This is a genomic window from Streptomyces lusitanus (assembly GCF_042647945.1).
In the GTDB taxonomy this organism is placed as follows: Bacteria; Actinomycetota; Actinomycetes; order Streptomycetales; family Streptomycetaceae; genus Streptomyces; species Streptomyces pseudogriseolus.
Window position 1 is genome coordinate 407,054 of sequence record NZ_JBHRWL010000007.1, and the last position, 26,822, is coordinate 433,875.

Annotated in this window: 25 protein-coding genes; 16 read left to right on the top strand and 9 right to left on the bottom strand. The window is 73.1% G+C overall.

Going from position 1 to position 26,822, the window contains the following annotated elements; translation table 11 throughout:
* Window positions 1-27: 27 nt before the first annotated feature.
* Entirely contained in the window at window positions 28-213 is a 186-nt protein-coding gene (locus ACFOSY_RS13710; RefSeq protein ID WP_006132937.1) for a hypothetical protein, read from the top strand.
* Between the two features lie 57 nt (window positions 214-270).
* Here ACFOSY_RS13710 and ACFOSY_RS13715 read toward each other — a convergent pair whose 3' ends face one another.
* Both ACFOSY_RS13715 and ACFOSY_RS13720 read right to left on the bottom strand, forming a co-directional pair.
* On the bottom strand, window positions 271-1,656 hold the full coding sequence (locus tag ACFOSY_RS13715) for a S1 family peptidase (protein WP_394307055.1): 1,386 nt from the start codon (window positions 1,654-1,656) through the stop codon (window positions 271-273).
* 123 nt (window positions 1,657-1,779) lie between these two features.
* Window positions 1,780-2,808 (bottom strand): hypothetical protein, encoded by a 1,029-nt coding sequence (locus ACFOSY_RS13720; protein ID WP_394307056.1) that lies wholly within the window; start codon window positions 2,806-2,808, stop codon window positions 1,780-1,782.
* Between the two features lie 24 nt (window positions 2,809-2,832).
* On the opposite strand from ACFOSY_RS13720, the gene ACFOSY_RS13725 reads away from it, so the two are divergent.
* From ACFOSY_RS13725 to ACFOSY_RS13735, 3 genes are read left to right on the top strand one after another with little or no spacing between them, the layout of a single operon-like run.
* On the top strand, window positions 2,833-4,032 hold the full coding sequence (locus tag ACFOSY_RS13725) for a MalY/PatB family protein (protein ID WP_394307057.1): 1,200 nt from the start codon (window positions 2,833-2,835) through the stop codon (window positions 4,030-4,032).
* Entirely contained in the window at window positions 4,025-4,750 is a 726-nt protein-coding gene (locus ACFOSY_RS13730; RefSeq protein WP_394307058.1) for a class I SAM-dependent methyltransferase, read from the top strand. Before ACFOSY_RS13725 ends, ACFOSY_RS13730 begins: the two co-directional genes overlap by 8 nt.
* A 50-nt stretch (window positions 4,751-4,800) precedes the next feature.
* A complete protein-coding gene (locus ACFOSY_RS13735) occupies window positions 4,801-5,181 on the top strand; it encodes a PPOX class F420-dependent oxidoreductase (protein ID WP_394307059.1) in 381 nt (126 codons plus the stop codon).
* A gap of 30 nt (window positions 5,182-5,211) precedes the next feature.
* On the opposite strand, the gene ACFOSY_RS13740 is transcribed toward ACFOSY_RS13735, so the two are convergent.
* Window positions 5,212-5,637, bottom strand: a complete 426-nt coding sequence (locus ACFOSY_RS13740; RefSeq protein ID WP_394307060.1) for a Zn-ribbon domain-containing OB-fold protein — start codon at window positions 5,635-5,637, stop codon at window positions 5,212-5,214.
* Window positions 5,638-5,890: 253 nt separating this feature from the next.
* Here ACFOSY_RS13740 and ACFOSY_RS13745 point away from each other — a divergent pair, with 253 nt between their 5' ends.
* The 3 genes from ACFOSY_RS13745 (at window position 5,891) to ACFOSY_RS13755 (ending at window position 7,540) form a co-directional block, all read left to right on the top strand.
* Window positions 5,891-6,058 carry a hypothetical protein gene (locus ACFOSY_RS13745; RefSeq protein ID WP_006132945.1) on the top strand — a complete coding sequence of 56 codons (168 nt, stop codon included), beginning with the start codon at window positions 5,891-5,893 and terminating at the stop codon, window positions 6,056-6,058.
* A 140-nt stretch (window positions 6,059-6,198) separates the two neighbouring features.
* Window positions 6,199-6,774 carry a dihydrofolate reductase family protein gene (locus ACFOSY_RS13750; protein WP_394307061.1) on the top strand — a complete coding sequence of 192 codons (576 nt, stop codon included), beginning with the start codon at window positions 6,199-6,201 and terminating at the stop codon, window positions 6,772-6,774.
* A gap of 130 nt (window positions 6,775-6,904) precedes the next feature.
* Window positions 6,905-7,540, top strand: coding sequence for a hypothetical protein (locus tag ACFOSY_RS13755; RefSeq protein ID WP_394307062.1), 636 nt, complete (start codon window positions 6,905-6,907; stop codon window positions 7,538-7,540).
* A 27-nt stretch (window positions 7,541-7,567) separates the two neighbouring features.
* Here the strand turns inward: ACFOSY_RS13755 and ACFOSY_RS13760 are convergent, their stop codons facing one another.
* A complete protein-coding gene (locus ACFOSY_RS13760) occupies window positions 7,568-8,482 on the bottom strand; it encodes a DUF4231 domain-containing protein (RefSeq protein WP_394307063.1) in 915 nt (304 codons plus the stop codon).
* A 143-nt stretch (window positions 8,483-8,625) separates the two neighbouring features.
* On the opposite strand from ACFOSY_RS13760, the gene ACFOSY_RS13765 reads away from it, so the two are divergent.
* The 5 genes from ACFOSY_RS13765 (at window position 8,626) to fxsT (ending at window position 17,340) form a co-directional block, all read left to right on the top strand.
* A complete protein-coding gene (locus tag ACFOSY_RS13765) occupies window positions 8,626-8,856 on the top strand; it encodes a hypothetical protein (protein WP_394307064.1) in 231 nt (76 codons plus the stop codon).
* Window positions 8,857-9,084: 228 nt separating this feature from the next.
* Window positions 9,085-11,232, top strand: coding sequence for a radical SAM/SPASM protein FxsBH, inactivated beta-hydroxylase extension form (gene fxsBH, locus ACFOSY_RS13770; protein WP_394307065.1), 2,148 nt, complete (start codon window positions 9,085-9,087; stop codon window positions 11,230-11,232).
* Window positions 11,225-11,998, top strand: coding sequence for an AAC(3) family N-acetyltransferase (locus ACFOSY_RS13775; protein WP_394307066.1), 774 nt, complete (start codon window positions 11,225-11,227; stop codon window positions 11,996-11,998). Before fxsBH ends, ACFOSY_RS13775 begins: the two co-directional genes overlap by 8 nt.
* 174 nt (window positions 11,999-12,172) lie before the next feature.
* Complete coding sequence (locus tag ACFOSY_RS13780; RefSeq protein WP_394307067.1) at window positions 12,173-13,420, top strand: TIR-like protein FxsC; 1,248 nt, start codon at window positions 12,173-12,175, stop codon at window positions 13,418-13,420.
* Complete coding sequence (fxsT, locus tag ACFOSY_RS13785; RefSeq protein WP_394307068.1) at window positions 13,417-17,340, top strand: FxSxx-COOH system tetratricopeptide repeat protein; 3,924 nt, start codon at window positions 13,417-13,419, stop codon at window positions 17,338-17,340. Before ACFOSY_RS13780 ends, fxsT begins: the two co-directional genes overlap by 4 nt.
* Window positions 17,341-17,347: 7 nt before the next feature.
* Here the strand turns inward: fxsT and ACFOSY_RS13790 are convergent, their stop codons facing one another.
* Window positions 17,348-18,214, bottom strand: a complete 867-nt coding sequence (locus ACFOSY_RS13790; protein WP_394307069.1) for an alpha/beta fold hydrolase — start codon at window positions 18,212-18,214, stop codon at window positions 17,348-17,350.
* Window positions 18,215-18,366: 152 nt separating this feature from the next.
* Between ACFOSY_RS13790 and ACFOSY_RS13795 the strand changes: the two genes are divergently transcribed.
* Window positions 18,367-19,224, top strand: a complete 858-nt coding sequence (locus ACFOSY_RS13795) for a hypothetical protein (RefSeq protein ID WP_394307070.1) — start codon at window positions 18,367-18,369, stop codon at window positions 19,222-19,224.
* Window positions 19,225-19,299: 75 nt separating this feature from the next.
* Window positions 19,300-19,935 carry a peptidoglycan-binding domain-containing protein gene (locus ACFOSY_RS13800; RefSeq protein WP_394307071.1) on the top strand — a complete coding sequence of 212 codons (636 nt, stop codon included), beginning with the start codon at window positions 19,300-19,302 and terminating at the stop codon, window positions 19,933-19,935.
* Between the two features lie 16 nt (window positions 19,936-19,951).
* On the opposite strand, the gene ACFOSY_RS13805 is transcribed toward ACFOSY_RS13800, so the two are convergent.
* From ACFOSY_RS13805 to ACFOSY_RS13815, 3 genes are all read right to left on the bottom strand, one after another.
* Entirely contained in the window at window positions 19,952-22,375 is a 2,424-nt protein-coding gene (locus ACFOSY_RS13805) for a SpoIIE family protein phosphatase (RefSeq protein ID WP_394307072.1), read from the bottom strand.
* A gap of 221 nt (window positions 22,376-22,596) precedes the next feature.
* The gene (locus tag ACFOSY_RS13810; protein WP_394307073.1) at window positions 22,597-22,965 is read right to left on the bottom strand and encodes a hypothetical protein; all 369 of its coding nucleotides are present in this window, start codon (window positions 22,963-22,965) and stop codon (window positions 22,597-22,599) included.
* A gap of 336 nt (window positions 22,966-23,301) precedes the next feature.
* A complete protein-coding gene (locus ACFOSY_RS13815; RefSeq protein WP_394307074.1) occupies window positions 23,302-24,225 on the bottom strand; it encodes a MurR/RpiR family transcriptional regulator in 924 nt (307 codons plus the stop codon).
* 213 nt (window positions 24,226-24,438) lie between these two features.
* Here ACFOSY_RS13815 and ACFOSY_RS13820 point away from each other — a divergent pair, with 213 nt between their 5' ends.
* Both ACFOSY_RS13820 and ACFOSY_RS13825 read left to right on the top strand, forming a co-directional pair.
* Window positions 24,439-24,603: a hypothetical protein gene (locus ACFOSY_RS13820; protein WP_394307075.1), complete on the top strand. Its 165-nt coding sequence runs from the start codon at window positions 24,439-24,441 to the stop codon at window positions 24,601-24,603.
* 131 nt (window positions 24,604-24,734) lie between these two features.
* Entirely contained in the window at window positions 24,735-25,148 is a 414-nt protein-coding gene (locus tag ACFOSY_RS13825; protein ID WP_394307076.1) for a DUF3662 domain-containing protein, read from the top strand.
* 38 nt (window positions 25,149-25,186) lie between these two features.
* Here the strand turns inward: ACFOSY_RS13825 and ACFOSY_RS13830 are convergent, their stop codons facing one another.
* Entirely contained in the window at window positions 25,187-26,719 is a 1,533-nt protein-coding gene (locus ACFOSY_RS13830; RefSeq protein WP_394307361.1) for an ArnT family glycosyltransferase, read from the bottom strand.
* Between the last annotated feature and the right edge of the window lie 103 nt (window positions 26,720-26,822).

Consider the following 26,822-nt stretch of genomic DNA (forward strand, 5'->3'; position numbering starts at 1 on the left):
TCACAGCGTCTTCACGTCGGGGGACGTATGCTTCACGGCATGTCCACCAGTGTTGAACCCTCCTCCGAGCGATCGGCTGCCGAGGTCAACGAGGAGATCCGGGCCCTGTGGCTCCGGTCGGGCGGGACACTCAGCGTCGAACAGCGCGAGGAGTACCAGCGCCTGGTCCAGGAGTGGGCCTCGGCCCTCCCGCAGGCGGCCACGGCGGCCTGACGACCGGCCTCGGCATCACGATCGGGCACCCGTGACCGCACGGGTGCCCTTCATGTCTCACCCCCAGCTCGCCGAGTACTGCCTCCGGTACGCCTTGCGGTCCTGCTCGGCCTTGATCCACCGCGACGCCACCAGCGCGACCAGGCTTCCGCCCATTACCAGCAGCCCCGGACCCACGTTCCGCGGGTCGGCCAGCCGCGACACCAGCGTCGACGGGTCCGGCAGGATGCCCCGCACCGGTGTCGAGGAGCCCGGCGTGGCCGCGTCCGGCGCCGTCACGCCCTGCGCCTGAGACGGTGCCGGGGAGGGGCTCCCGCCCCCGCCCTCCGCCCCGGGCGCCACGATCATCTTCAGGTCCAGGTCCGCCAGCGCCTTCGTCACCGGCTGGAAGTACGTGATGCCGCCCGAGCGGCAGTCGCCGCTGCCGCCGGAGGTGACGCCGAGCGCGATCCCCTCGGAGAACATCGGCCCGCCGCTGTCCCCGGGCTCCGCGCACACGTCCGACTCGATCAGCCCGCCGACCGTGCCCTCCGGGTAGTTGACCGTCACGTCCAGCGCGGTCACCTCCCCGTCGCGCAGCCCGCTGGTGCTGCCGCTGCGGAAGATCCGCTGCCCCACCGTCGGGTCGGCCACCCCGGTGATCCGCACGCCCTTGTTGCCGCCCACCGCGACGACCCCGGCGTTGTCACCCGCCTTGCCGCCGTCGTACGCGATCAGCGAGTAGTCGTCGCCGGGGAAGCTGCCGCCGACGGTGGTGCCGACCTTCTGCCGGGCCCCGCTGTCGGAGAACCACACCGACCCCTGCGGCCCGCAGTGCCCGGCGGTGAGGATGAACTCCCGCTCCCCGTCGGTGACGTTGAACCCGGCCGAGCAGCGGCCCGCCGTCGACAGCACGGGCAGCCCGCCGGCCAGGCGGGTGGTGAAGGCGCCCTCGATTCGCTCCATCCGTACGAAGTCACCGATGCCGTCGGCCACTTCGGTGAGCGACGACCAGTCGTCGGCGGACACCGTGCTGTCCCCGCGCACCACCACCTGGTTGGACCGGTAGTCCTTCATCCAGGCCGTGCCGGGCACCCGCGGCGCCGAACTCAGCGTCCTCGTCGCGGAGTCGAAGTCGTCCATGCTGTGCCGCACCATCTTCGGTTCGGCACCCGCGGCCCGCACCTCCTCGGCCGCCTCCTCGTCGGTGACCGCGACGACCGTCCGGCCGTCCTCGCCGACCCAGGTGCCCGCCGTGCGGGACGTGCCGAGCCGCTGCACCAGGGCGGCGCCCGGACCGGCCGCGGCCCCGTCCCCGGGGGAGGCGGTGGAGAACGGGACGGCGTCGGGCGTGCCGGGCTCACTCGCCACGGCGTGCGTGACCATCGTGCCGCCCAGCAGGAGTCCGCCGACGGCCGCCAGCCGTGTCACTCGCCGGACCACCCGTCGTCGTGCGTGCCTCATGCATGGCTCCAGAACCTCGACAGCGCGGTGCGCGCACCGCGGGGGCCTCCCTCGAGCAGAGCGCCCCTTGTCCATACGGCCCCGGAGCCCCTCGCGTTCAGCGCGGACCGGACCCCGGCCGGCTCAGTGGGCCGCGCGCGCCGAGGAGTTGGGCACGGACAGGCCCAGCGCCGGCGCCGTACGGCCGTCGCCCCACACCGACGCCGGGTCGACGTAGGGACGCAGCAGCGCCGTGAGCCCCGGGTCGCCGCTGCCGCGCAGCGCGTCGCCGGCCGCCTTGCGGGCGATCCCGGCGAGGAAGTCCGCCAGCTGCACCCGCGGGTCGTCCCGCGCGACGACCAGCCGCACCTCCGCCAGCGCGACCCCGGACCGGCGGGCGGTCTCCTCGATCCACGCGATGCGCTCGGGCGTCAGCAGGTTCTGCCGGTCGTGCACCAGCCGCACCGGCCGCCGCCCCGGCCCGCTCCAGTACGCGGCCGTGGCGACGATCGCCGGGAGCAGCGGATTGAGGACCGGGATGCGCACCGACGGGCCCTCCAGCAGCCCCGCCCGGTAGGCCTCGGCCCGCCCGCGCCCCGCCGCCAGCCGCTCCAGCACCGGGCCCGCGTCCGTGCCGGCGTGCGCCCGGCGCAGCTCGTCCAGGGTCGCGAAGAACAGCGGCACGGAGGACCCCGGCTCCGCCCCGTTACGGGTGCGCAGCAGCCGGTTCGCCGCGGACAGGAACCGCTGCCGGTCCTCCGGGCCGAGTGCGTCCCGGACCGCGCGGTACGCCTCCGCCGCCGCGCCCCGGTCGTCGAGCAGCACACCGGCCAGCCGGTCCACCACGAAGAACGACTTCTCCGTGAGATGCACGCGCGCCGCGCCGTGCAGCGGCCCGCCCGGCGCGAGGAACCACTCCAGCACCGCCCGGTGCTTCTCCCGCAGCAGATGGGTCGCCTTGTACTCGGTCGCCGGGGAGCGGATCCGGTCGCGGATCTCCCGCAGCGCGCCCGCCGCGTCCGCCACGGGGACGTGGACACCGGCGTGCGCGAAGACGTCGGTGTTCCCGCCGGTCAGGTTCTCGCCGTCCGACCCCGACTCGTCGCAGGCGATCTCCCGCACCGCCCCGTCGCCGTCACCGGGCGGCGCCCCGAAATTCCGATGTGGGTCCACACCACGCCCCCTATCGTGTGCTTCATGACCAGGATCCCGCACGATACGTCCGGTGAACCGAATCCCCTCAAGGCCTTTTCCCTGGATCAGCTGCGCCGCCGCACCAGCATGAAGTGGCGTACGTACCCCGAGGACGTCCTCCCGGTGTGGGTGGCCGAGATGGACGTGGCGCCGCCCGGACCGGTCGTGCGGGCGGTCACCGAGGCGATGGAGTCCGGCGACACCGGATACCCGGCCGGGACCGCCTACGCCGAGGCGCTGGCCGCCTTCGCCGACAAGCGGTGGGGCTGGTCCGGGCTCGCCGTGGAGCGCACCGCGATCGTGCCGGACGTGATGCTGGGCGTGGTCGAGATGCTCCGGCTGGTCACCGGGCCCGGCGACCCGGTTGTGATCAACCCGCCGGTCTACCCGCCCTTCTACGACTTCACGCGCCACGCGGAGCGCCGTGTCGTCGAAGCCCGGCTCGGCACGGACGGGCGGCTCGACCTCGACGTCCTGGAGCGCGCCTTCCGCGAGGCGACCACCGGCGGCGGGCGGGCCGCGTACCTGCTGTGCAGCCCGCACAACCCCACCGGCACCGTGCACACCGCCGAGGAGCTGACCGCGGTCGCGGCGCTCGCCGAGCGGTACGGCGTACGGGTCGTCGCCGACGAGATCCACGCGCCCCTGGTGTTCGGCGGCACCCGCTTCGTGCCGTACCTGAGCGTGCCCGGCGGCGAGCGCGGCCTGTCGCTGATGTCCGCGTCGAAGGCCTGGAACCTGGCCGGGCTCAAGGCGGCGCTCGCGGTCGCCGGGCCCGCCGCGGGCGACGACCTGGCCCGCATGCCGGAGGTGGTCGGCCACGGACCGAGCCACGTCGGCATCCTCGCCCACACCGCCGCCCTGCGCGACGCCACCGGCTGGCTGGACGCCCTCCTCGACGGCCTCGACGCCAACCGCCGGCTGCTCACCGCGCTCCTCGCCGAGCAGCTGCCGGCCGTCCGGTACCGCCCGGGCGACGCCACCTACCTCGCCTGGCTGGACTGCCGGAACCTCGGCCTGGGCGACGACCCCGCCGAGGCGTTCCTCCGGCACGGACGGGTGGCGCTCACCGGCGGACCGCCCTTCGGCGCCGGCGGCGCGGGCCACGCCCGGCTGAACCTCGCGACCTCGCCCGAGGTGCTCACCGAGGCGGTGCGGCGCATGGCGGCCGCCGTGCGCGCGGCGGGCGGCGCCCGTGCCTGACGCCTGCTACGCCCACCCCCGGCTCGCGGCCGTCTACGACCCGCTGGACCCCGACCGCGGCGACCTCGACGCCTATCTGCGCATGGCGCGGGAGTTCGGCGCCCGCCGGGTGCTGGACATCGGCTGCGGCACGGGCGTGTTCGCGCTGCTCCTCGCGGACCAGGGCATCGACGTCGTGGGCGTCGAACCGGCCGCCGCGTCCCTCGACGTCGCCCGCGCCAAGCCGGGCGCCGGGCGGGTGCGCTGGATCGAGGGCGACGCGACGGACCTGCCGCCGCTCACGGCCGACCTGGCCACCATGACGGCGAACGTCGCCCAGGCGATCGCGGACCCCGGCGACTGGCACGCCACCCTGCGCGGGGCCCGCTCGGCCCTGCGCCCCGGCGGCCGCCTGGTCTTCGAGACCCGCGACCCGGCCCGGCGCGCCTGGGAGACCTGGACCCGCGAGCACTCGTACGTCCGCGCCGACGTGCCCGGCGTCGGCGTGGTGCAGGGCTGGCACGAAGTGACCGCCGTGGACGGCCCGTTGGTGACCTTCCGCACGACGTACGTGTTCGCCTCGGACGGGGAGGTGCTGACCTCGGACTCGACCCTGCGGTTCCGGGAGCGCGAGGAGGTCGAGGCGGACCTCGCGGACCACGGCTACCTGCTGGAGGACGTACGGGACGCACCCGACCGCCCCGGCCGGGAGTTCGTGTTCGTGGCCCGCCACCCGTAAGGCCGGACGACTCCCGGCGGAATATGCCGCAGCGGGCCTAGACTTCACACATGGACGACGCGTTGCGGGACCGGCTCGGGGCGGGCAAGTACCTGCTGCTCACCAGCTACCGGAAGAACGGCACGCCCGTGGCCACCCCGGTGTGGGTGGTGCGCGACGGCGACGCGCTGGGTGTGTGGACCGCCGCCGACTCGTGGAAGGTCAAGCGCGTCCGTGCCCGCGGGGACGTCCTCGTCGGCCCCTGCGACGTGCGCGGCAACCCGACCGGCGACCAGGTCCCGGCCACCGCCGAGATCTGCGACGCGGCCACGACCGCCCGCTACCGGCAGCTGATCGCCCGCAAGTACGGCCTGATGGGCCGCCTCACCCTGCTGGGCAGCCGGCTGCGCCGGGGCGTGGACGGCACGGTGGGCATCCGCGTCACGCTCTGAACCCACGTCTGAACACGAGGGCCGGACCGGTCAGGTCGAGGCCCGCAGGGGCTCGTCCACCAGCTGGAACACCGGCTCGCCGCGCACCGGGTCCTCGGCCGTCGACAGCCGCACCCGGTCGCCGCTGTGGATGCCGATCGGCGGGCCCATGACCCGGCCCCGCACCACGAACCCCTCCGCCATCTCTATCAGCGACACGTTGCGCGCCGCCGGGGTGTTGCGGTGCAGCACCGTCGAGTGGCGCACCGTGCCGAGGCCCGCGCTGCGCTCCGTGCGCAGGTCGCTGCCCTGACAGACCGGGCACAGCAGCCGGTGGTACATCGCCGTGCCGCACCAGGTGCAGCGCTGGAAGAGCATCGCCTCCTGGTCGCTGCTCCGCGCTCCGGGCCCCTGCGGTTCGAGCAGGCGCGTGGAGCCGGCTGCCTGCTGAGCGACGCTCCCTGAGAAGTGGTACACGCTGGTCAACTCCCTGCACTCGGCCGGACGTCCACGTGCCCGGTCGCCCGGGCACGCGCCTGCCCGGTGGCCGTGCCACCGCGCACGGCCACAGAGTATGGCACTGAGTGCCACGCGTAAAGGCACTCAGTACCCCCTTCTGTGGGGTCGGGGCCCTTCCCCGGGGAACGCCGTCACGTGCACGGCACGTGACAGGTCTGCACCCGCCCAGGCCGGGCATACGGGCAACACCCCTAGGAAAAGGAGCCTGTTCATGGTCGGCATAGTGGCGGCGGTGCTGTTCTTCATCGCCTTCCTGATCAACGCGGCGGACATCACGACCAACGACGTCTTCTCCTCGGTGAACGTGATGCTGCTGGGGCTGACCGCCCTGGCCCTGCACGTCGCCGGCATCGGCGCGGGCCGGCCCCGCAGACGCTGACACGCCCCGGCCGGGGTGCGGAGACGGCCGACCTGGGAAACGGTGGCGGGCAGAGCGATGAGCTGCGCACGGCGACGGGGTCTCCCCTGTGTACCGGCCGCCACCGGGCCGGCCCCGCCGCACCCCCCGAGGAGAACCGCATGACCGCCACCTACACCTTCGACGTCTTCTCCAGCCTCGACGGCTACGGCGCCGCCGGCGGCGACTGGACCGGCTACTGGGGCAAACAGGGCCCGCAACTGCTCGACCACCGGCTCGCCCAGCACGCGGAGGAACAGCGCATGGTCTTCGGCGCGAACACCTACCGGGCCTTCGCCCGCATGCTGGCCGAGAGCACCGACGAGTCGGACGTCCGCGACCCCTGGGTCACCCGCATGCGCAACCTGCCGGCGATCGTCGTCTCGAACACGCTCCAGGAGCCCCTGGACTGGCCGGACGCCACGGTCGTCAAGGGCGACGCGGTCGACGTCGTGGCCCGCCTGAAGGAGGAGTCCGACGTGCCGCTGCGCTCGCACGGCAGCCTGTCGATGAACCGCGCCCTGATGGCGGCCGGCCTGGTCGACCGCCTCCAGGTGACGGTGTTCCCGGTCGTCACCGGCCGCACCGGCCTGGACCGCATCTTCGAGGGCGCGGCCGACTTCGACCTCGAACTGCTCGAACACCGCACCCTGGACGACCGCGTCCAGGAACTGATCTACCGGCCCACCCTGCACTGAGACCGCCGCCCGGAGCAGCGGCCCGAGCCGCGCGGGCCGGGGCGGCGCACGGCCCGAAAGGCCCCCTGCTTCCGCGCGCGGCCCGGCGCTACAGTGGTCGTCACTGCCGGCGCGGGGAAGGGGACCTGTCGTGACCGGAACCGCACCCGCGACCCAGGCGGTCCTGCTCCACCCCGACCGGGCGACGCGTCCCGCACCGCGCACCGGCGTCACCCGGATCGGCGTCACCGGCCACCGCGCGATCCCGGCCGCCGCGGAGCCCGTCGTACGGGCAGGGATGCGCGCGCTGTTCCACGGCGACGGACCGTTCCGATGCGACGGAGGCGAGGGTCCGTTCCACGGCGACGGAGGCGGCGGCCCGTTCCACGGCGACGGAGGCGGCGGCCCGCTGGAGGCGCTCACCAGCCTCGCCGCCGGAGCCGACCAGATCTTCGCCGACATCGCCCTGGCGAACGGGGTGCCCGTGACGGCCGTGATCCCCGGCACGGACTACGAGGCCGGCCTGGGCGACGCCGCGACCCTGCGCGCCTACCGGCGCATCCTGCGGTCCTGCGCCAAGCAGGAGCGGCTGCCGCCCGAGCCGACGCGCGAGGCGGCGTACCTCGCGGCGGGCCGGTGGATCGTCGACCACGCCGACCACCTGGTCGCCGTCTGGGACGGCCTGCCCGCGCGCGGAATCGGCGGCACCGGGGACGTGGTCGAGTACGCGCGCCGGAGCGGGGTCCCGGTGACGATACTGTGGAAGCCGGGCGTCGTACGCGACTGACCCCCGGCGTCGGCGCCTTCAGCGCCCTCACCGTCCGAAGGTGCCGAGCCAGTCCGAGTGCTGAGGGGAGACCAGCCGCTCCGCCTCGGCCACCGCGTCCGCCCAGCCGCTCTCCGTCACCGTCGTCGTCATGGCCACCCCCAGGGTGTCCAGGTCCTGCTCCACGAGCGAGTGCGCGTACGTGAGCGGCCGGTGCCGGCGCAGCTCCTGCCACGCCACGCCCGCCGCCGCGGCCGTACTGAACAGACCGGTCAGATCCCAGCCTTCCAGCATCCCGAGGGCCCGCAGCACGGCCGCGGTGAGGGCGAGCAGGGTGAGCAGCGCCGTGACCGACGACCACAGCGCCGCGGCATGCCGCGCCTGGGAGGCACGCCTCTTGTACCAGAGCTGCTGCTCCAGCAGCCGGTCCCGGAGGTAGATGTCCCGGCGCACCTCGAACGGCTTGGACCGCACCGCCCGCATCGTCGCCGTGATCTGCCCCGCGCCCCGGGTGGCGGGCCCGTTGCGGGGATCGACCCAGCCGACCTTGCGCAGCTCACGCAGCCGCGCCTCCAGCCGCTCCTCGAAGAGCGCTTCGGGGTGCGGCACGCGGGAGTGGAAGGGGCCGCCGTGCACCATGTACTGCCACGCCAGCGACTTCAGCAGCTCCGCCGCCGCCCGGTGCGCCTGCCAGTGGGTACGGGCCCGGCGCCGGGCGATGTGCAGACCCAGGGCGATGCTCGCGGCGTACAGGACCGCCGCGGCCACGGCGGGAGCGCGGCTGTCGAGACGTTCGGCCAGCATGGCGGCCGTGGTGGCGGCCAGCAGAACGAACAACTGCGTCCGCACGACGCGGAAGGACTCACTCTGACGGGCGATCGCCCATTGATCACTTGACTGGAACAGCGGCGGCAGGTCTCCGTCGCTGACCATGGTGCTCGGCCCAGGAACAGCGGCGCTCATCGACCACCCCCGAAGTCTTCGGCCGCGCCGGAGAGTCGAGTATGAATGGGAAGCGGCTCGGATGGCCATCCTTGTGACATGCGGCTGAGGTAGGGTCCGCCTCGAACCGTGCTGTCCCCTCATCAGTTGTCCGAGGACCAACCATGGCACTGGACCTCAGGTCCCCCTGGACCGGGGACAAGCCGGTGCCCATGGAAGGAGACATCGGAACGATGAACGAACCAATGATCGCCGAGCGCAGCCCTGCGTCCCGTCGACGCCTCACTCCTCTGGCGGCGATCGACTCGCGCGCCGCCGCCAGGACGGCCGCACGGGTCAAGGGCGGCGACGGCCGGCACCAGACGAAGCCGGTCACGTTCAACTCCGGAGTCTGAGCTCCGCTCGGATTTCGGACCGGACAACCGGAACACCGCCGTACGAGGTAGGTCCCGCCCGGTTCTTGTTCGCCGGGCGCGGCCCCTTTCGCGGTATCCGAGGGCCCCGACTGTGGAAACATCCCGTCAAAATCGCGAACTGCGGGAGAAATGACACACACTCCTGGGGTGGCGCGTAAGCACTGTGAGAATGGCGCATTCCGCGTGGCGGGCCGTAGTCTGTCGTGAATGAAGGCCCCCGCGGGCGCTCCGCTCCGCCAACTCGTGCTCAAGATTCACAGTCGCTGTGATCTGGCCTGCGATCACTGCTACGTGTACGAGCACGCGGACCGCAGCTGGGAAGCGCGGCCCAAGGTGATGGCCGAGGAGACGGCCGCGCAGACCGCCCGCAGGCTCGCCGACTACGCGCGCTCGCATCAGCTCGATACCGTCAGCGTGATCCTGCACGGCGGCGAGCCCCTCCTCGCGGGACCGGCCCGCATCCGTGCCATCTGCGCCGAGCTGCGCACCACGGTGGGTGCCGTCACCGATCTGGACCTGGCCATCCACACCAATGGCGTGCAGCTGAGCCGTCGTCACCTGGACGTCTTCAACGAGTTCGACGTCCGCGTCGGGATCTCGCTCGACGGCGACCGTGTCGCCAACGACCGGCACCGCCTCGACCGCCGGGGGCGCAGCAGCTACGACCGGGTCCTGCGCGCCGTCGCCCTGTTACGGACGCCCGAGTACCGCCATCTGTTCGGCGGGCTGCTCTGCACCGTCGACGTGGAGAACGACCCCCTCGCCGTCCATGAGGCGCTCACCGCGCTCGACCCGCCCCGCATCGACTACCTCCTGCCGCACTCCACGTGGGACACCCCGCCGCCCCGCGGCTCCTCGGGCTCGCCGACGCCCTACGCCGACTGGCTGCTCGCCGTCTTCGACCGCTGGCTGGAACAGGGGCAGAAGGTGCCGGTCAGAACCTTCGACTCCGTGCTCAGCACCCTGCGCGGCGGACCCAGCCTGACCGAGGCCATGGGCCTGGCGCCCTCCGACCTGGCCGTGGTCGAGACGGACGGCGCCTTCGAACAGGCCGACTCCCTCAAGGTCGCCTACGACGGCGCCCCGTCCACCGGGTACGACGTCTTCCGGCACGGCTTCGACGAATTCGTCCGGCACCCCGGCGTCCAGGCCCGACGGCTCGGCATCGCGGGCGTCTCCGAGACGTGCCGGCGATGCCCCGTCGTGCAGTCCTGCGGCGGCGGCCTGTACGCCCACCGCTACAGCAGCGAGCGCCTGTTCGACAATCCGTCCGTCTTCTGTGCCGACCTGCGCGCCCTCGTCGACGGCATCGCGGAACGCATCACCGAGCGGACCTACTTCCCGGGCGTCGCCGACCTCGGCGAACTGCGTCTCGCCCTGCTCGAACGGGACCGCGAACTCCTCGCCCACCTCAACGACCGCCTCGCGGGAGACGCCGACTGGGACGGGACCTGGCAGAGCCTGCTCCACCTGGACGCCGACGAACGCACTGCCGCTCACCTCGACCGGGTGCTGGCCCACAGCCATGTACGCGCCTCGCTGGCGCAAGCCCCGGTCGGCGCCGAGGTCACCGCCCGTGTCGCGGCCGTCGCGGTGGCCGCCGCCGTGCACGCCCGATCGTCCCTGCGCCTGTCCTGGCTCCACCACGACGACGTGCTGCACCTGCCGACGCTCGGCACGTTGAACCTGCCTTCCCCGGTACGCATCCAGGCGGAGGTGGACGGCGCACGGCTCACCGTCACCCTGCCGGACGGCACGCGGATCACGGTGAAGGGTGACGCTCCCGCCCCCGAGTGGCGGCCGTCGGTCCACGTGGACATGCCGGGACGCGAGCAGGTGCTCGTCGACGACACCGACCCGTGGCGCGACCGATTCCATGCCGAGGTCGCCGAGCCCTTGGAGCTTGCCGCGCTGGCCGCCTTCGCGGAACAGTTGCGCACGGCCCACCGCATCCTGTCCGAGCAGGACCCCGAGTGGGCCGACGGACCCAACGCCCTGCGCGCCGACACCGTCACCCCGCTCGCCCCCGGCGCCGGAGTGCGGCTCGACACCGACGGAACCGGCGCCCTCGGTGTGGCACTCGACGCGGATCCGGCCGACATCGCCGATGCCCTGCCCCGGCTGGGCCGTCTCGCCCGGCTGGCGAACCTCCGCCGGGCCACGGACGTCCATGTGCCGGGCACCCGGTCCGGAAGCCTGCTGACCGACGCCGTCGAGGCACTGGCCCACGGCGACAGGACGCGGGCGGAGGCCGCCCTCGAGAACCTGGCCGGCCCGGCGGCCCGGGACCTGACCGAGACCGGTGCCGCCCTGGTCGAGGAACTGCGAGCGGAGGCGGGGCTGTCCCGTGGCTGACCGGGCAGCGCTGCGGACCCTGTTCGAAAGAACGGGCGTTCCCCGGGGCGGCGTGCTCATGGTGCACGCGTCCCTCAGCGGCACCGGCGCGGCCCCCGAGACGGTGCGCGACGCGCTGCTGGACGCCCTCGGCCCCGGCGGAACGCTCGTGGTACCCGCCTTCACCCCGGAGAACTCCGACACCTCCCGCGCCCACCAGCAGCTCATCGAGGGATTGGACGAACGGGAGGTGCGCGAGTTCCGGACGGCGATGCCGCCCTATGACCCGGACTTCACTCCCTGCCCGACGATGGGCGCCCTCGCCGAATGCGTACGGACCACACCCGGCGCCGTGCGCAGCGCCCACCCGCAGACCTCGCTAGCCGGACTCGGCCCGCGCGCGGCCGAGTTGCTCGACGCCCACCATCCCCACTGCCACCTTGGCGAACGCTCCCCGCTCGCCCGGCTGTACGAGGCGGACGCCCACGTCCTTCTACTGCGCGTCGGTTTCGAGGTGTGCAGCGCCCTCCACCTCGCCGAGTACCGGACGACGCCGCCGCCTCCCCGCCGGACCTACCGGTGCGTGGTCGAAAAGCAGGGCAACTGGGTCGAGTACGAGGACGCGGCCCTGGACGACAGCGACTTCGGGGCGATCGGGGAGCGGCTGCCGAGTGATCTTCTCGTGCGGCGGGAATGGTCGGGGCGACCGGTCACGCAGTTCCGTATGCGTCCGGTCGTCGACGACGCGGTCCGTCAAATGTCCTGTCGAGTCTCACGATTGGCGTGAAACAGCCGGTTCGCACGGGGTAGTTGTCGGGCACATTTGTTGACCTCGGTCGGTGCCCGGACGGCGGGGGGCGGCAACGGGTGGGGGGATGCGTTGAACGTACCCGGAAGGGAACGGAGCCGGGCTTCGGACGACCAGCCCTATTTCTTCCTCAGTTACGCGCACACCCCGCGTGTGGGCAACGGCGGCGGTGACCCCGACCACTGGGTGTGCGTGCTCTACCAGGACCTGTGCAACACCATCATGCAGCTCACCGACCTGCCGGCCGACGTGCCCGCCGGGTTCATGGACCGCGAGATGAGCTCGGGCGACGGGTGGCCTCACGTCCTCAGCGAGAACCTCGCCCGGTGCCGGGTGTTCGTGCCGCTGCTGTCCCGGCGCTACTTCGCCAGCGAGATGTGCGGCCGCGAGTGGTACGCGTTCAACGAGCGGCAGTTGCAGGTTCAGGCCGTCGACGGCAGGGAGGTGTCCGCCATCGTGCCCGCCTTGTGGACCGGGGTCGACTACACCCAACTGCCGGACTCCGTACGCCACATCCACCTCGACCACTCCTCCTTCGGCGACCGCTACGCGACCAACGGCATCTACGGTCTGATCAAACTGAAGCGGCTGCGCGACGAATACGAGGAAACCGTGCACACGCTCGCCCAGCGCATCGTCCAGGTGGCCGAGCAGACCGCGCTCCCGCCCAGCAGACCCCGCGACTACGAACACACGCCCAGTGCCTTCCGGCCACGCGGTGCAGGGCCCCGGCGTATCCATCTCACCGTGGCCGCGCCCACCCGCCACACCCTCCCGGAGGACCGCGACCCCGGGCCCTACGGCGACGACGCCCAGGACTGGAACCCGTACCACTCGGAGTCCACGCGGCCGCTGCCCGCCATCGCCCAGGAACTCATCCGCTCGCTGGACTACCGGATCACCGTCTCCTCCTTCGACGACGAGGACACCGACACCACGCCCGGGGAGGCCGGCCCCGGTCCGGACGGCAAGGCGGAGGCCCGCCCCGGCATCCTGCTGGTCGACCGCTGGGCCCTCACCGACGACGAAAGGCGCCGTCGGCTGCGGGACTTCGACCGTGTGTCACGCCCCTGGATCAGCGCGATCGTGCCGTGGAACCGGGCGGACCTCCAGTGCCACAGCGAGCGGGGGAAGCAGCTGACCGCGACCCTGGAGGAGACGCTGCCGCACATCCTGGAGCGCGGCAGACGCACCGACTGCCGTATCGCGGTCAACGGCGTCCCCACGCTGAAGGCGTTCACCGACGTGCTCCCGCACGTCGTGGCGCACTCCACCCGGCAGTACCTCAAACACGCCGAGGCCCATCCGCCGCCCGGCCCGTACGTACCGAGGCCACGGCTCATGGGCCCCGTCCAGCCGCCGTACCCGGCAGGCGAACCCGACGACGAAGGAGAAGCATGACGGCCGCGCGGGACGGACGCATCATCACGTTCTACTCGTACAAAGGCGGCACCGGGCGGACCATGGCCCTGGCCAACACGGCGTGGATCCTCGCCGCCAACGGCAAACGCGTCCTGGCGGTCGACTGGGACCTGGAGGCGCCCGGACTCCACCGCTTCTTCCATCCGTTCATGGACCTCAAGGCGCTGGCGGCCACCCCCGGCGTCATCAACATCATTGAGGACTACGCCTGGGCCGCGACCACGGGCCCCCGCGAACGGCCCGACGACTGGCACCTGTCCTACGCGAGCGTCGAACAGCACGCGCTGTCCGTGAACCCCGAACGCTTCGACCTGACCTTCCCGGACGGAGGTTCGCTGGACTTCCTCTCCGCCGGACGCCAGGACCGGGCGTACTCGACCACGGTGACGTCCTTCGAGTGGGACAACTTCTACGAGCGTCTCGGCGGCGGGAAGTTCCTCGACGCCCTGCGCGCCGACATGAAGGCGACCTACGACTACGTCCTCATCGACAGCCGCACCGGCCTGTCCGACAACGCGGACATCTGCACCATGCAGATGCCGGACGTCCTGGTGGACTGCTTCACCCTCAGCGACCAGTCCCTCGAAGGCGCGGCCGCCGTCGCCCGGAACGTCGAGGAGGGCTACCGGCCACGCCGCATCAGGGTGCTGCCCGTGCCGATGCGCATCGACGAGGGCGAGAAGGAGAAGGTCGACGCGGGCCGGGCGCTCGCCCGGGCCCGGTTCGAGGGGCTGCCGAAGGGATCCGACGGGCGGGAACTCGGTCCCCAGGAACTGAGCGCCTACTGGGGGAACGTCGAGATCCCCTACCGCCCCTACTACGCCTACGAGGAGACCCTCGCCACGGTCGGGGACGAGAGCGGCATCGCCAACTCCCTGCTGTCCGCCTTCGAGCGGCTGACCGCCGTCATCACCGACCGCGAGGTCACCTCCCTGCCGCCCCTCCCCGAGTCCGTGCGCATCCGCTGCCGCGACGCCTACGTCAGACGGCGGCCGCACGCGGCGGCCGCCGGTTTCCTCGTCGCCTACGCCGCGGAGAACCGCACCTGGGCCGACTGGGTCCGCCACCTGCTGCGCAGGGCGGGCTGCGACGTCACCCTGCACGACATCTCGACCGGTCCCCTGGCCCCGCCCGACCCGTCCGTGCGCACCGTGGTGCTGCTGTCCAAGGTGTTCGAGAAGTCCCGGCACGCCGCCTCGGCACAGCACGCCCTCACCGGCTGGTCGGACGACACCGGCCGCCCCCCGGTCGTCGCGGTGCGCGTGGACGAGGTCCAGCACCTGCCGGAGAGCTTCGTCGACCTGCTCCGCCTCGACGAGGGGGAGTGCGTGACCGCCCTGCTGCGCGCCCTCGACCTGCCCCTCCAGCCGGTGGAGTCGGCGTCCTCCGCACCCCGCTTCCCCGGCAACACGCCGGCGATCTGGAACGCGCCGCAGCGCAGCGCCACCTTCACCGGCCGCAACACGATCCTGGAGCGGGTGCGCAACCAGCTCGGCGGAACCGGCGGACCACCGCAGCCGCAGGCCCTGTGGGGGCTCGGGGGAGTGGGCAAGACCCAGCTGGCCGTCGAGTACGTGCACCGCTTCATGGCCGACTACGACCTGGTGTGGTGGACGTCCGCCGAGCACATCGACGACGTCGTCGCCTCGCTCGCCGAACTGGGGGCGCAGATCGGCGTCCCCGCCGGCGACGACATCACCCTGGCCTGCCAGGAGACCGTGCACCGGCTGTCCCGCGGACTGCCCACGAAACGCTGGATACTCGTCTTCGACAACGCCGACTCCCCGGAGCAGCTGGCCCGCTACTTCCCCAAGGGCGGAGGCGGCCACATCCTCGTCACCTCCCGCAACCAGGGCTGGGCCCAGCAGGGACTGGCCGAGCAGATCGACGTCTTCCTGCGCGAGGAGAGCGTCGAGCACCTGATCCGCCGGACCGACGGAGGGCTGACGCCCGAGGAGGCCGAGCGGGTGGCGGAGGCCGTCGGTGACCTGCCGCTCGCGGTGGAACAGGCGGCGGCCTGGCTCGCCGAGACCGCCACCCCCATCGAGCACTACCTGGAGCAGTTGGCGCGGCAGACCACCGAGGTCCTCGCGCTGAGCCAGCCGGCCGACTACCCGAAGACCGTCGCCGCCACGTGGAACGTCTCGATCGCCCAGATGGAGGAACGCTCCCGCGCCGCCGTCAGGCTGCTTCAGCTGTGCGCCTTCCTCGGCCCCGAACCCATCTCCGCACAGCTGCTGTACAGCAAGGAGATGATCGAGGCACTCAAGCCGTACGACCCCGCGCTCCAGGAGAGCCTGCTGCTCGGGCGGATCATCCGCGAGATCGGCCGGTTCGCCCTCGCCAAGGTCGACCAGAAGACCAACAGCATCCAGGTGCACCGCCTGGTCCAGGCGGTCATCCGCTCCCAGATGTCGCAGGAGGAGCAGGAGGACGCCCGCCGCGTGGTGCACCAGGTGCTGGCCGGGGCACGCCCCGACGGCGACGAGCCCATCGACGACCCCGAGACCTACAAGCGCTTCGCACTCATCTGGCCGCACCTCACGGCCTCGGAGGCCCGCAGCAGTGAGGTGACCGAGACCCGCAGACTGCTCATCGACCGCGTCCGCTACCTGTGGAAGCGCGGCGACTTCCCCGCCGCGAGGCGGCTCGCCGAGGACGTGCTCGACCACTGGCGGACGATGCTGGGAGAGGAAGACATCCAGTACCTGTACCTGCGCTGCCAGCTCGCCAACATCCGGCGTTCGCAGGGACGTTACGTGGAGGCGCTGGACATCGACGAAGAGCTGCTCGAGAAGCAGACCCGGGTGCTCGGACCCACCCACCCGCACACCTACGTCACCATGTCGTCGCTCGCCATCGACCTCGCCGCCCTCGGCGAGTACCACAGGGCGGTGGAGCTCGCCCGCCAGGCGCACCATGGCTTCGGCCAGATCTTCAGTGAGTCCCACCGGCGCACCCTCAGCGCGGCCAACAACCTCGCCCTCGCCCTGCACATGATCGGCAAGTACGGCGAGGCGCGCAGGATCGACCAGGACACCCTGGACCGCCGCATGGACGTCCTCGGACCCGAGCACCCCTACACGCTGGCGTCCGCCGACCGTCTGGGCCGTGACCTCAGAGAGGTGGGCCAGTACGCCGAGTCCGTGGCGATGCTGGCGCGGGCCTACGACGCCCACAAACGCATCCTGGGCAAGGAGTTCCCCGGAACGCTGCGGTGCGCCAAGTCGCTGGCGGTGTCCCTGCGCAGGAACGGCCAGCTCGAGGACGCCCGCCGGCTGACGACGGCCACCCGGGAGCAGTACCGCGCGCAGTACTCCGCTGCGACGCCGGACTCACTGGCCTGCGATCTCAACATGGCGGCCGACCTGTTCGCGGCCGACGAGCGGGAGGCGGCACGCGAGGTGGCCCTCGAAGCACTCGCCGAGTACGTGAAGGTGCCGGGCGAGGCCCACCCCTACACCCAGGCGGCCCTCAACAACCTCGGCATCTACCACTGGGGTTGCGGCGACCTCGAGGACGCAGAGGCCGTGTTCCTGAAGGTGCTGACCCGGATGAGGGAAGTGCTCGGTGAGGAGCACCCCCACACGTTGTTCGCGGGTGTCAACTACTCCAACGTGCTCTTCGACAAGGGGCTGTTCGAGGAGACCCGGGCACGGGAGGAGAACGCGCTCACCGTGCTGCGGCGCGTCCTGGGCGAGCACCATCCCGAGACCTTGGCCGTGACCGCCAACCTCTCCCTCACCCTGCGGGCGTTGGGACGTGAGACGCAGGCACGGGCACTGCGGGACGAGGTGCTGACCGAACTGCGTCGGCTGCTCGGCGAGGACAACGGCATCACCCGGCTGGCCATGCGCGAGCAGCGCATCTACCGGGACCTCGAACCCCTGGCGGTGTGACGGGCGATCAGTCCGACAGCAGCCACTCGAGAACCCGGGGGAGGGCCCGCAGCGCGGCGAAGTGGGCCGCCGACGGTTCCAGGACGGCCGTGGCGCGCGGGATGCGCTCGGCCAGCCACGCCGAGTGCGACGCCGGTGAGAAGACGTCCTCCTGCCCGTGCCACAGCAGCACGGGCACCTTGATCGACGCGGGGTCGAAACCCCACGGCCCGGTCAGGGCGAGCGCGTCGTCGATCCAGCCGTACGGCGACGTGCCCAGCGCCTCGCGGTAGTTGCGCAGCAGCATCGAGCGGACGGTGTTGTCGGAGACGATCAGCCGGTCGTCGGCGGTGAGGTCCGCGCGCAGTTCCTCCAGCAGCCGGGCCGGGTCGTCCCGTATGCGGGCCGAGCGCGGAATGATGCCGGCGGCGAACCGCTCCGGATCGCTCACGGCCGTGCGGAACTCGGTGACGTTGGACGGCGCCATGCCCGCGAACCAGTTCAGTCCCCGGGCGTCGCGCGGCGCCAGCCCCACCATCGCGGCCGCCCTCGTCACCCGGTCGGGCATCAAGGCCGCGCAGGCCAGCGCGTGCGGGGCGCCTCCGGAGCGGCCGGCCACGGCGAAGCGGTCCAGGCCCAGGGCGTCGGCGACGCGGGCGACGTCCTCGGCGACGTCCGCGACCCGGCGGCCCGGGCGGCGGTCGGAGCCGCCGTAGCCGGGCCGGTCGTAGCTGATGAGCCGCGCGCCCCGCTGGTACAGGAAGAGGGAGCGGGGTCGGGGGCCGACACGGCTGCCCGGCATGCCGTGCAGCAGGAAGACGGGGCGTCCGCGGGGATCCCCCGCGATCTCGATCCGTAACCGCCGTCCGTCCGCCGTCCGCACATGGTCGGGCACCGCAGCAGCTCCCCCTCCCCGGATCCGCGGTCGAGGACCCGGCTGCCCGGACTCTGCCCGTGGCCGGTGCCGGCGAAACGACGGACAGGGGGCGGCGGGCCGGCCCCCGCCGCCGTTCCTATGATCGACACACACCGCCCCGAGGAGCCCCGATGCCCGCCACCCGCCCCCGCATCCTGTACGTCACCGATCTGGCCTACCCGGCCCGGGGGCGGCGGTACTGCGACGAGGACATCTTCCTCACCTCCCGGCTGCGTGAGGAGTTCGACCTGGCCCTGTGCCATCCCCGGGACGCCGCCGCCCTGATGGAAGGGTTCGACGCGGTCGTCGTCCGGAACAGCGGGCCCGTGCTCGGGTACCTGGACGCCTACGAGGAGTTCCGCGCGCGGGCCCTCGCCACCGGCACGCCCGTCTACAACCCGCTCACCGGGCGCGGGGACATGGCCGGCAAGCAGTATCTGCTGGACCTGACCGACGCGGGACTGCCGGTGATCCCCACCGTGGGCCGGCCCGAGGACCTGCACCGGCTGCCCCGCGCGGAACGGTACGTCGTCAAGCCGCGGCTCGGCGCCGACTCGCACGGCCTGCGGATCGTCCCCGCCGCCGAGGCGTCCGCGCCGCCTGCCGGCGGCGACGTCGGCGACGTCCTTGTCCAGCCGTACGTCGACTTCGCCTACGAGGTCTCGTTCTACTTCGTCGACCGGGACTTCCAGTACGCCCTCCACGCCCCGGACCCGGCCGCGCGCTGGCGGCTGGAGCCGTACCGGCCCACCTCCGCCGACCTGGACTTCGCCCGCCGGTTCGTCGTGTGGAACACCCTCGACCACGGCATCCAGCGGGTCGACGCCTGCCGGGCTCCCGGCGGGGAGCTGCTGCTCGTGGAGCTGGAGGACCTCAACCCCTACCTGTCGCTGGACGCCCTCGACGACGCGACCCGGCACGCGTTCGTCGCCGCGCTGACGGCGTCCCTGCACCGCTTCCTGCGGGCAAGCGAGGGCGCCCGCGGCTGAACCGGCCGGGCCCCGGTCACGTATCTCTCGCCGTAGGCGGCTCAACTCCCGCGTCAGGCACGGAAGGAGAGCGATGTGACCACCGCACCGGGGTCCGGGCCCCCCGAGGGGCCGCCGCCCCTCGAACCCGTCCGCGTGCTGCGCGCCCGCCGCACCGACGCGCTCGCGGAGCTGTTCCGGGACATCGAGCGCGGGGACGGGGAGCACGAGGAGGTGTCGCCGCCCCGGTCTCCGGCCGGGGCGGAGGACGTCACGCAGGAGCTTCCGCCGGTGCCGGCGTTCTCGCGGCCGTCACGGCTGCGCAGGGCGGCGCCGGCGCTGGTGGTGGCCGTCGCCGCGCTGGCCGGGTTCGGCGGGGCGCTGCTGTTCGCCGACCGCCCCGCCGACGACCGCGCCACCGCCCCGGTCCCGCCGCCCACGACCGCTGCTCCCACGCCGCCCAGCACGGCCGCCCCCGTCGAGGACGGCTTCCTGCGCGAGGGCGACTTCGGCCCCGAGGTGGCCGCACTCCAGGAACGCCTGCTGCGCATTCCCGACGTCTACCGCGACGGCCCGACCGACGGCCGCTACGACGCCACCCTCCGCGAAGCGGTCGCCCGCTTCCAGCTCTGGTACGGCATCCGCGGCGACGAGACAGGCGTCTACGGCGACGACACCCGCCAGGCCCTGGAGTCCCGCACGGGCGGGGCGGGGGGTGGGGGCATGGCGTAGACCGGGGGGAGCCCTCTCACAAGTCCCGCGGCACGCGAATGTCCAGCACGCACACGTCGTCCCTGCGCTCGTCCTCCAGCATCACGTCCAGGAGGGTGCTCAGGGAACCGGGGGTGTCCTCGGGGTGGGCGGCTGCCGCGTCGGCGAGGCGGGCCAGGCCGATGTCGATGTTCTCCGGGGCGCGTTCGACCAGGCCGTCGGTGTACATCAGCAGCCGGTCGCCCGGTTCGAGGCGGTGCTCGGTCTCGCCGAAGTACGGATCCGCGGTCGCGCCCAGCAGCATGCCCCGGGGGCGGCGCAGGTATGTCGCCGTGCCGTCGCGCAGCAGCAGGGGCGGCGTGTGGCCGGCCTGCGCCCACACCAGCCGGCGGTCCGCCGCGTGGTAGCGGGCGATGACCATCGTCGCCGTGCCGTGCGCGTCCCGGGAGTGCAGCAGCAGCGAGTTGAGCCGCGACAGCGCGCCCGTGAGCGACGAGCCGGTGCTGACCATGCCCTTCGCGGTGAAGCGCAGCTGCGCCATCGTGGCGACCGCGTCCACGCCGTGACCGGCCACGTCCCCGATGACGAACAGGGAGTCCCCGTCCGGCAGCTCCACCGCGCTGAACCAGTCCCCGCCGACGTGGATGCCGGCCTGCGCGGGCAGATACGCCACCTCGACGCGCAGCCCGGACAGATCGATCACCTTGTCGGGCAGCGGCAGCAGCGCGTTCTGCAGCCGGGCCACGAGGATCCGCTCCGACTGCAGCACGTCGTGCTGGGTGAGGATCGCCCGCTCGCTGTCCACCAGAGCCAGTTCCGCACGGCGCCGCGCGGTCAGGTCCTGCACGACCCCGTGCACCTCGAACGGGGTGCCGTGGCCGTCCGCCACCACCTCGGCGACCAGCCGCAGATGCCGTACGCCGCGCCCGCCGCGGATCCGGAACGACGCGTCGAACGGCCGCCCCTCGCGCAGCAGGGCCTCGACCGCGGCCCGCAGCGCCGGCCGGTCCTCGGGCAGCGCGAGGTCGGGGAGGGCGTCGAGCAGGACCGGACCGTCCGCCGGGTCCCGTTCGAGGATCGCGAAGACCTGCGCCGACCAGGACGCCTCGTCCCGCGCCAGGTTCCAGTTGGCCCAGCCGACGTTGCCCAGCCGCTGGAGTTCCGCCAGCCGCTGCTCCTGCCGGTCCGAGGAGTCGTGCCGCAGCCAGGCGACGACCAGCGCGTCCTCCAGGCGCGTCACCCGCACCGAGTAGGTGGCCAGCTCCAGGACGCCGTCCACGGACTCCTGGTGGGCGAACGGCTCGCTCTCGTACGGCCCGCCGCCCGTCAGGGCGTCGAGGCAGCCCTGCCACACCGGGAGGTCCGTGAGGTCGGGCCGCACCTCGCGCAGCCGCCGCCCGGTCGGGTCGCCGGAGGAGCCGCCGAGGAGGTCGGCCGCGTGGGCGGTGGCGGCGTCGACGCGCAGGTCCTCCACCTCGCCGGAGGACGAGGTGACAGGAGTCAGCAGCATCGCCGGGACCGGCAGCGCCGCGAACAGCGACCGGACGGCGTTCGTCTCGGCCTCGTGGACCTGGGCCGACGACGAGGTGAAGCTGCGCAGCCGGCCCGCGCACAGCCGGACGACGCCCCGCAGATGCGCGCGGTCACGCGAGGTGAAGGCGCCCGGGCGTCCGCGCAGCACGCCGATGCACACGTCGGAGCCGTCCCCGGCGCGCAGCGGCAGCCATGCCCGGGACTGCCAGCGCTCGGGCGGCTCACCGATCAGCAGATAGCGCGTGCTGTCCTCGGAGAAGTCCTCCAGCCAGCGCGGCTCACCGGTCTGCAGGGCGTCCACCACGGCCACCCCGCTGAAGGGCGGCACGTGACGCCAGCGGGCGGCCAGCCCGTCGTCGACGCCGGCGTACCCGGACAGCTCCAGGCCGCCGCCCGACCGGCGGACGTAGATCATCACCGATGCCGCGTCCAGGTCCGGGGCGAGGTGGTCCAGAAGGCACTGGGCCAGGGCCTGATGTGTGTCCACGTGGACCAGGACGCGGCCGAGGCGGCTCAGGGCGTCGGCGACGTCGCCGGGCGCGGCGAAGGGCGCCGGGGCGTCGTCGGCGGACGGAGCGGAGGTGGCGGACGCGGCGGCCGTCGCGGCCCCGGTGTCTTCCCGCGTGCCGGACGCGTCCGCGTCGTCGCACGGGCGGGAGGGCGTCAGCTCGCCCAGGGTGACCCAGCACTCCTCCAGCGCGGTGCGGCCGGCGGCCTTGGCCCGCCGGTGCAGGATGTCCTCGGCGGCGTCCGCGGTGCAGCCGGCCAGAGCCATCACGACGCCCTTGGCGCGCTCCACGACCACCGTGGTGGCGGCCTGCTCCCGCAGCCGGTCCATCTCGGCGCGCTGCTGGGCGACGACCCTCGCCAGTTCGACCACGTCCGGGACCGTGCCGGACTCGACCGGGGCAAAGCGATCGCTCTTCACGCACCGAGCATCGCACACCCGCGTGTCTTCGTTGACCTGCTTGTCGTCCCCGATCGGGGACGGGGACGGGAGGCGGCGGTCCGGGCGCGCCCGCGCGGGTCCGGTGCGTGCCGTACGGGGGCGGAACCGGCCCGGGCGGGCGCGTACGCAGGGTGTACGGGGCCGTGCGCTCCGTGCGCGGGCCGCGCGGGGACGGGAGCGCGGCCGCCGGGCCGGAGCGGTCAGCGGGCGCTCTCGCCGAGGGCCCTGGTGACCGCGCGCACGCTCCGCGCGATGTGCTGGAGCTGCATCAGCTCGGCGGCGTACAGCTTGATCGTGTGTTCGATGGCGCCCTCGTGCAGGCCCAGCCGGGGCAGGTCCGCGCGGGCGGTCTGCAGCGCGGTGCGCGCCACCCGTATCTCGTTCTCCACCTGGATCTGCGCGTGCCGGGCGAGCAGCACGGGGTGCCGGACGAACGCCGGGTAGCTCGCGTAGCGCGCGGGCACCAGCTCGCGCAGCCATTTGACGGCCGAGCGTTCCCAGTCGTAGCTCCCGGGGGTCTTGACCTGGCAGGGCCAGTCGGGTCCGAGGCGCGTGGACGTCACAGGCATGTTCTTCGCTTCCGGGTGTACGGCGTCGCCGGCACGGGCGACGAGGTGGGGCGGCCCCGGTCTAGGGGATGACCGGGACCGCCACGGTTGGCCGGGCAGGGGAAGCCCGGCCGAACACCCTGGCCGCCGCTGCGGGTGGAGGCCGACGGCCCCGGGCGTTCGTGCGGGTGGGTGCGGTGAGTGGAACGCGGTCCGGGAGCGGCCCGGCCCGCGATCCGTGAGCAGTATTTATATATGCCGTCTGCTTGGCAAGACGCATGAAAACATTCATGCCGTATCGAAAGCGCGTGAGGCGTGCCAGGACGCCTGGAATCGGGTCCCTGCCGAAGCGGGGGCTCAGTCCCGCAGGAAGAACTGGTGCTCGTCGGCGACCTGCTCGTAGTCCTCGAGCCGGGCCTGCGTCCGCTCCGGGTCGGCGTCCGTCATGGCCTGGAGCAGCGCCGCGCACATCACGCCGGGCGCCGCGTACGAGTCGAAGACCAGGCGGGAGCCGGTGCCGGTCGCGAAGACGACGTCCACCTCGTCCACCAGCGGCCCCAGCGCCAGGTCGGTGATCAGCGCGACCTTCAGCCCGGCGCTGCGCGCCACCCGCACCGCCGTCAGCGTCTCCTGGGCGTGCCGCGGCATGGAGAACGCCAGCACCCACGTCCCGCCCGCTTCCCGCGACTGCAACAGGGCGTCGTAGGCCACGCTGCCGCCGAGCGTCACCAGCCGCACGTCCGGGTGGATCCGGCGCGCGGCGTACGCGAAGTACTCGGCCAGCGACACGGAGATGCGCAGACCCAGGACGGTCAGCGGGGTGGAGGCCGACAGCGCACGGCCCGCCTCGATGACGCGGTCGGTGTCGGCGAGGTCGCGGCGCAGGTTCTCCAGGTTCTCGATCTCGGCGTCCACCGCCGCCTGGAGTTCGTTGCCCCGGTGCTCCTCGGCCGGGCCGGCGCCGCCGGACCGGGTGCCGAGGGTGATCGACTGGAGCTTCTCCCGCAGCGCCGGGTAGCCGCTGAATCCGACCGCCGACGCGAAGCGGGTCACCGAGGGCTGGCTCACCCCGACCCGGTCCGCGAGATCCGTGATCGACAGGAACGCCGCCTCGGCGATGTGCTCGATCAGGTACTGCGCGATGCGCCGCTGCCCGGGGGAGAGCCGGGGCTTGTCGAAGAGGGCGCGGAGCTGGGCCGTGGGGGACAGCTCCGTCTCCTCACCCGCCTTGGCCGAGGTGATCGCGGATGCCTGTGCGCGTGCCTGCTGCGGCGATGGCACCGGTGCGCCTCCCTTGTCTCCCACGATGGTTCAACATAGCCCAACCCCTCGCCCGACCAGCGGGGTCAGGGACGGGGACCGGCCACGGAAGATCACCCCCGCCTGCCGGGGGATATCCCCGCCCGCTCAGGGAACCCGGCGATTCGACGCCGTACAGCGGCACAGCCGCACAGCGACGTCGCACACCCCCGCAAGACGAGGAGCACCGCGGACATGACCGTCCCCGAGGAGAACCGGCCCAAGACGCACGACACCGACGAGACCCTCGAGCAGCGCCGCGAGGGGGGTGACGCGCAGGCGCAGGGCGGCACCGGCCGGACCATGCGCGAGGCGCTGGAGGAGGCCGAGATCAAGCCCGACGACTACGAGGAGCGGTAGGGCATGCCGCTCGGATCACGCCGCGGGCACGGGGACCGGCCGGTCCCCGGCCGCGCGGCCTGGTCCGAACGCCATGCCCGCCGCGGCCCCCGCCCCCGTCCCGACGCGACCGAGTTTCGGCAGGTGACAGCATGAGCGCCCTCAGCGCGCTGGAAACGGCACTGGAGAACCGATGGGAGGCCCTGTGGGCGCGGATGTCCGGGCGTGATCCGCTCGAACTCGTCGACGCGCTGCGGCGCGAGTGCGACAGCAACGCGGTCGTGTGCCGCGCGGGGCGGGTGATGGTCCCCAACGCCTACGACGTCGAACTGTCCGCCCCCGTGCACGAGGAGCTGACCCGGCGCGGCGACAGCGTGGGCCAGGTGCTCACCGACCGGCTGGCCCGGCACGCCGCCCGCAACGGCTACGAGTGGGCGGGCCCGCTCACCGTGCACGTCCGCCGCTCCGCCGAGGTGCTCAACGGCCGCTACCGCGTGGCCAGTACGGTGATGCGGCACGTGAGCGCGGTCGGCTTCCGGCGCGCCGCCCGGCCGGCGGACGGCTGAGTCACCCGAGGGCACCGGGCCCTGCGGTCGCCGCGCCCTCACCGCCGGTAGAGCGTGATCGAGTGACCCACCTCGTCGATCCGCCTGCTGCTGTCGAGGAGTTCGGCCAGCCGCCCGGTCGCCTTGGCCGCCGCGGAGTCCGACACCACCAGCACTCCGTGGACCGCCTCCGGCGCCACCCGGCGCGGGTCGCGGGCGTCGATCCCGTAGTACGCGGGCACCCCCGCCCCCTTGTAGACCAGCCAGATCCGCTCGCCCCGGTACCGCTCGTCCAGCCGGTCGGCGAGCCGCCCGAGGTCCTGGCCCCAGTCGACGTTGGAGTCGTGGAGCCGGTACCGGGTCCGCTCCGGCCCGCCGAACGCCTCGTTGGAGTACGGCAGATAGAAGGGGAACGTCCGCAGCGAGCTGACCGCGACGAACAGCGCCAGCGCGGCCGTCACCGCCGGCGTCCACCGCCACCGCACCAGGACCACGCACCCGGCGGCCACCGCGAGGAACATCGGCAGGAACACCGCGTACCGGGTGCCGAAGTCCCGCGACCCGTACATGGCCGCGGCCAGCAGCACCGCGGGCGCGGCCAGCAGGTACGGCGCCGCGGGCCGCAGCGGGCGCAGGACCGTCACCGTGACCGCGCCCGCCGTCCACAGCGCCAGCGCGCCCAGCGGTGTCTTCACCAGCAGCGCGGCCGGCAGATAGTACCAGAGCGACCCGGTGTAGAGCCTCCCGAAGAGGAAGCCCTGCCAGGGCCGGTTCTCCAGGCCGAACTGGAGCCGCATGCCGTCCCGGAACGGCTCCGGGAGCGGCAGGAGTTGGACGGCGAGGCCGCGCAGTCCGCCGACCGAGGGGATGTGCTGCGGGGGACCCCAGCGCAGCCGGGGATCGACGGCCAGGTACGCCACCCACACGGCGGCGCACGCGGTCAGCGCGAACACCGCGCCCCCGGCGACCGCCCGCATCACCCGGCGGGGAGCGGCGCACCACACCGACACGGCGGCGACGAGCACCAGCACCGGCAGCGCGGGCAGCACGCTCATCTTCGTGGCCAGCGCCGCCCCGAACGCCCCGCCGGCGAGCGGCACGTACAGGCGTGGCCGCGCCCGCGCCCGCCACAGCAGCCACGCCGACGTCAGCACGAACCCGGCCGCCGGCACGTCCAGCGTGGCCAGCGAGCCGTGCGCGATCACGTCGGGGGAGAGGGCGTAGAGCGCGAGCGCCACCGACGCGCCCGCGCGCCCGGCCAGTTCGCGCGCGAACGCGAACACCACCAGCCCGAACCCCAGCGTGAGCGCGATCACCGGCAGGCGCGCCCAGAACATCACGTGCCACGGGTCGTTGCCCGACTCGTACAGCAACCGCCGCCCCAGCGCGGTCTGGTCGCCGGCGAACCCCGGCTCCAGGCGCGGATCGGCGACCGCCACCCCGGCGGCGATCACCAGTTTGCCGAGCGGAGGATGCTCGGGGTTGAAGCGGAGGCTGTGCTCGTCCAGGTAGACCGCGGCCGTCCCCACGTACACGGGCTCGTCGATCGTCGGCGTCTGCCGGACGGCGGCGGTCACCATCGCCACGGCCATCTGACCCAGCAGCAGGGCGACCAGCGCGTGCACCCACCACCGCCGCGCCCACACCGTCACCCGACGCCTCACGCGCCCCGCTCCCGGCACCGAGGGGCGCCCC